Below are 5,133 nucleotides of genomic sequence, written 5' to 3'. Positions count from 1 at the left end.
GTCGCCCGTTTGTGGGTACGGAGGTATTCGGGCTGACTCGCGTGTCGTGTGCATGGTGGGGTCGGGGTATGGAACGGATGCCGTACTCAACAGACTTGTCCGACGGGCAGTGGGCCTTGATCGAGCCGCTGGTCACCGCCTGGAAGCAGGAGCGGGTGTCGCGGTCGGCGACCGGGGATCCGGGCTCCTGTGACTTGCGCGAGGTCGTGAACGCGCTGCTGTACCAGAACCGGACGGGGTGCCAGTGGCGGCTCCTGCCGCACGACTTACCGGCCTGGTCGGCAGTGTTCTACTACTTCACCCTGTGGCGCCAGGACGGCCTTGACCAGCGGATCCAGGAGATCCTGCGCTGCCAGGTGCGGGAGCGGGCCAGACGATTAGAGGACCCGTCCCTGGTGATCATCGACACCCAGTCCGTCCGCGTGGCGGCCGGGGTGCCGAAGGGGACGACGGGGCTGGACGCGAACAAGAAGACGCCCGGGAGGAAGCGGGGACTGGCCGTCGACGTGCTGGGCCTGATCATCGGCGTGGTCGTCCTGGCCGCGAGCGCGCACGACAACGAGGCCGGTATCGCCCTGCTGGACCAGGCGGACGAGCGGTGCGGGATGCGTCTGGAAAAGGCCCTGGTCGACCAGGGCTTCAAGGATGCCGTGATCATCCACGGGGCGGTGAAGGACATCACCGTCGAGGTGGTCCGGCGCAACCCCGACGACGTGGGCAAGGGGTTCGTTCCGCAACCGAAGCGGTGGGTGGTCGAGCAGGTCAACGGCACCCTCATGCTCCACCGGCGCCTTGCCCGCGACTACGACCACCGGCTCGACAACGCCGCCTCCCGCGTCTACTGGGCCGCCACCGCCGGCATGCTCCGCCGCCTCACCGCCCCCAGCCCTGCCTGGCGCGACGACGTCGAGCTGGCAGCATGAACGTCACCGAACTCCTGCGGCTGTTGCAGGCCGAACACGACGAGGCCGCCACACGCGCCGACTACCTGCGCGAACAGATTGACCAACTCACCGGTGCACTGGCCGAGGTAGAGGCCCGCCTCGCCGAGATCGCCACCGCCGGCAAGGTCATCGACGGCCTCGCCCTGCCCGACCACGAGCCGGCCCCTGCGGAGACCGCCACCGTCTACCAGCGCATCGTGACCGCCTTCAACGAGCATCCCGGGCGGGTCTTCCGGGTTCGCGACCTACACGAACTCCTCGGCCTGCCCACCAACGAGCCCTCGATCAACGCCACCCGCTCCCGCCTGGGACGACTCGTTCGTCAGGGACTCCTCGACCAACCCGGACGCGGCCGCTACCAGAAACGGACTTAACGTCCTCTGAGAGAGCCAGCCCGTGGGCGGCAAGGAGCACTGCGGGCCCGTGCCGACCGACACCCTGGACGCTACGGCTGCAGACCGCGCGCCTGGGCTCGATTCAACAAGTCAGGAGCCTGGCCAGAGGCCCCGTCACTGTCTTGTCCACCCGCCCGACCGGCGCGTGCCGCCCTCGGCTCGGACAAGCGGCAAGGACGGACATGACCAGCATGACGCACGACAGCACGGAGATCACCGGCGGAGTCGACACTCACGGCCTGACCCACCACGCGGCGGTGATCGACCCGCTTGGCCGGCACCTCGCCGACCGGGAGTTCCCGGCCACCGTCCGCGGCTACCGGGACCTGCTGGACTGGATGCGCTCGCACGGCGTCCTGAGCGCGGTCGGCGTGGAGGGCACCGGCGCCTACGGCGCCGAACTCGCCCGGGTGCTGGCCGCCGCCGGGGTCACTGTCGTCGACGTCGACAGGCCGGACCGAAAGACCCGGCGGCTGAGGGGCAAGTCCGACCCGATCGACGCCTACGCCGCTGCCACGGCGGTGGCCTCCGGACGGGCCACCGGGGTTCCGAAGAGCCGCGACGGTGTGGTCGAGGCCGTGCGGGTGCTGCGGGTCACCCGCCGCAGCGCGGTGAAGGCCCGCACCCAGGCGATGAACCAGATCCGTGGCCTGCTCGTGTCCGCCCCCGCGGTCGTGCGCGAGCAGCTCGCGGGGCTGGAACGGGCCGCCCTGATACGCACGCTCGCCCGGTTGCGGCCCGGCGCGGAGCTGTCGACGCCACTGGCCGCGACCAAGGCGGCCCTGCGGCGCCTGGCCCGCCGCCACCAAGCGCTGGACGAGGAGATCACCGAACTCGACACCGAGATCGGCCCGCTGGTCCGGCAGGCCGCGCCGGAACTTCTCGCGCTGTTCGGCGTCGGCCCGGAGACCGCCGGCCAGCTCCTCGCATCGGCCGGGGACAACCCCGAACGGATGCGCTCCGAGGGAGCGTTCGCGCACCTGGCCGGCGTCGCACCGATCCCCGCCTCCTCCGGCCGCACCCACCGCCACCGCCTCAACCGAGGCGGTGACCGGGCCGCGAACAACGCCCTCCACACCATCGTGCTGGTCCGCATGCGCTACGACGAACGCACCCGCGCCTACGTCGCCCGCCGCACCAAGGAAGGAATGTCGAAGAAGGACATCACGCGCTGCCTCAAGCGCTTCGTCGCCCGCGAGGTCTACCGCGCACTGACCAGCACGCCAACCTCACGAATCACCCAAACCGACCTTGCTCCTGCGGCTTGACGTCTATAGGAGTCAGCCGTTCACCTGCGGATGACGCCTCGCGGGCGTGAAAATCGGCGCGGGGGCTGTCTGCTGACGCCGCATGATGTTTGGGCTTCGAGTCCGCATAGGAGTCTGGTGAGGGGCCGCCCGAGGGACCACGCACTGTCGTCTTGAGCACGCCGTTCAGCTTCTCCGCCTCCCTCTGGCCTCCCGGACGGCCCCGTCCCAGAACTACGTACGAAGGGCGAACGACCGTGGAGGAGACGAGGGAGGACCTGGCCGACGGGGCGGTGGCCCGGGTCGCGGCGATCGACATCGCGAAGGCGTCCGGGGTGGTGTGCATGCGGCTGCCGCACGAGGAGCGCGAAGGCCGGCGGATCCAGGAGGTCTGGACGGTGGCGTCGACGACCAACGCGGTCCTGGAGCTCAGCGACCGGCTTCGGGTCCACGGCGTCCAGCGAGTGGTGATGGAGGCGACCGGCAGCTACTGGAAGACGTTCTTCTACCTGCTGGAGGCCAGGGGCCTGGAGTGTTGGCTGGTCAACGCCCGCGAGGTGAAGAACGTCCCAGGCCGTCCCAAGACCGACCGGCTGGACGCCGTGTGGCTGGCCAAGCTAGCCGAACGCGGCATGGTCCGCGCCTCGTTCGTGCCGCCCAAGCCGGTGCGGCAGCTGCGCGACCTCACCCGCACCCGCATCGCGTTCACCCAGGACCGCACCCGGTACAAGCACCGCGTCGAGAAGCTCCTCGAAGACGCCCAGATCAAGCTCTCCACCGTCGTCTCCGACCTGTTCGGCGTCTCCGGACGGGCGATGCTGGACGCCCTGGTCGCAGGCGAGAGCAACCCCCGCACACTGGCCGACCTGGCCAGAGGCAGCATGGTCAAGAAACGCGAGGCCCTCATCGAGGCCCTCACCGGGCAGTTCGAGGACCACCACGGCCACCTGCTCAGCGTGCTGCTGGGCACCGTCGACCACTTCACCCAGCAGCTCAGTGAACTCGACCGGCGCATCGGCACACTCCTCGCCGAGATGACCGGCCCGCCCGGCGACGACGGTGAGGTCGCCAGCAACGGTGCGGGGCACGAGAGCGTGTCGGCCGCTCACCCGGGACGGCCGGCGCGTGATCTGATCGAGTGCCTCGACGCGATCCCCGGCGTCGGAGCGGCCACCGCGCAGATCATCCTCGCCGAGATCGGCCTGGACATGAGCCGGTTCCCCACCCCGGAGCACCTGGTCTCCTGGGCCAAGCTCTGCCCGAGAACCATCCAGTCCGGCACGAAGAACACCACCGGCCCCGCAGGCCGGGGCAATCCCTGGCTCAAGGGCGCCCTGGGTGAAGCCGCCAACGCCGCCGCCCGCACGGACACCTTCCTCGGCGCCCGCTACCGACGCCTCGTCAAACGCCGAGGCCACGCAAAGGCACTGGTCGCCGTCGCCCGCTCGATCCTCGTCATCGCCTGGCACCTGATCAACGACCCCGACGCCCGCTACCAAGACCTCGGCGCCGACTGGCATCAACGCCACCTGAACACCGCCCGCAAGACCCGAGACCTCGTCCGACAACTCCAAACCCTCGGCCACCAGGTCACCCTCACACCCGCAGCCTGACCCAATCCGCTCACGCGTTCGTCCGTTCCGCTCCGCGAAACGGACGCTGCCGCCTGCCCGGCTGAGCGTCGATTTTCCGTTCAGCATCCACCGCAGAGAAGGAGGAACTGGTCGCCTTGCGCAAAGAGGTCCGCGACCTGCGCCGGGCCAACGAGGTCCTGCGCACAGCCTCGGCGTTTTTCGCGGCCCAGCTCGACCTGACCCGGCCCAGGTGATCGCGCTCCTCGACGAGCACCCCCACCTGGGAGTCGGGAGACAGGCACGCCGCCCTCCACCTGCTACCGCCGGCGCGCCCGCCGAAAGCACCCCTCCCGCCACGAGACCGACGATGCCGCCCTCGCCGAGAAGATCAAGGAGGTCCACGAGCAGTCGCACGGCGTCTACGGCTCTCCGCGCGTGCACGCCCACCTGGCCCGCGAGGGCGTGCGGGTGGGACGCAAGCGGGTCGAGCGGCTGATGCGCGAGGCCGGCCTGGCAGGGATCAGTCCCCGCACGCGGCGGTGGAAGACCACCATGGCCGACGCCTCGGCCGAGTTCGCCCCGGACCTGGTCAAGCGCGACTTCACCGCGAAGGCCCCGGACCGGCTGTGGGTCACCGACCTTACCGTGATCGACACGGCGGAGGGGCCGCCGTGCAGCTTCCCGGGTCTGCGTCGCCTGGGGCCGCGCCGCGAACGGATCGGCGGGATGGCGTCGGCCAGCGGGATCAGGGCCTGCTGTCGTGGACGTTGGCCCCGGAGATCGCGAGCGACAGGGGTAAACCGGTACGTTCGGTGAGCAGGTGGATCTTCGACCCGTACGTGCCCCTATCGACAGGATTCGGACCTGTCGGCTCCCCTTTTTCAGGGCCCTCATGTTCACCGAGTCGACCGCGCACCGCGACCGGTCCAGCTCGCCCCGCGAGCCGGGTTCGTCGAGGACGACCCGGTGGAGC

General features: G+C 70.1%; 4 protein-coding genes and 2 pseudogenes. 5 read left to right on the top strand and 1 reads right to left on the bottom strand.

The features are described from left to right. Positions 1-68 precede the first annotated feature (68 nt). The 5 genes and pseudogenes from AC2TEW_RS38175 to AC2TEW_RS38155 all read left to right on the top strand — a co-directional run. Positions 69-923, top strand: a complete 855-nt coding sequence (locus AC2TEW_RS38175) for an IS5 family transposase (RefSeq protein WP_484627669.1) — start codon at positions 69-71, stop codon at positions 921-923. Further along, positions 920-1,318 carry a type IV toxin-antitoxin system AbiEi family antitoxin domain-containing protein gene (locus AC2TEW_RS38170; RefSeq protein WP_484627668.1) on the top strand — a complete coding sequence of 133 codons (399 nt, stop codon included), beginning with the start codon at positions 920-922 and terminating at the stop codon, positions 1,316-1,318. The genes AC2TEW_RS38175 and AC2TEW_RS38170 overlap by 4 nt, the downstream gene beginning before the upstream one ends. A gap of 203 nt (positions 1,319-1,521) precedes the next feature. Further along, positions 1,522-2,607 carry an IS110 family RNA-guided transposase gene (locus tag AC2TEW_RS38165; protein ID WP_484627771.1) on the top strand — a complete coding sequence of 362 codons (1,086 nt, stop codon included), beginning with the start codon at positions 1,522-1,524 and terminating at the stop codon, positions 2,605-2,607. A gap of 236 nt (positions 2,608-2,843) precedes the next feature. After that, positions 2,844-4,199, top strand: a complete 1,356-nt coding sequence (locus AC2TEW_RS38160) for an IS110 family RNA-guided transposase (RefSeq protein WP_484627770.1) — start codon at positions 2,844-2,846, stop codon at positions 4,197-4,199. 339 nt (positions 4,200-4,538) lie between these two features. Next, a pseudogene (locus AC2TEW_RS38155) lies at positions 4,539-4,679 on the top strand (IS3 family transposase); the annotation flags it as partial. Positions 4,680-4,824: 145 nt separating this feature from the next. Here the strand turns inward: AC2TEW_RS38155 and AC2TEW_RS38150 are convergent. Continuing rightward, positions 4,825-5,133, bottom strand: a pseudogene (locus AC2TEW_RS38150) (transposase); the annotation flags it as partial.

This window comes from Kitasatospora sp. NEAU-CNBT7 (assembly GCF_057220535.1).
The sequence above is the reverse complement of the archived record's forward strand: the minus strand, read 5'-3'. Positions and strand labels throughout refer to the sequence as shown.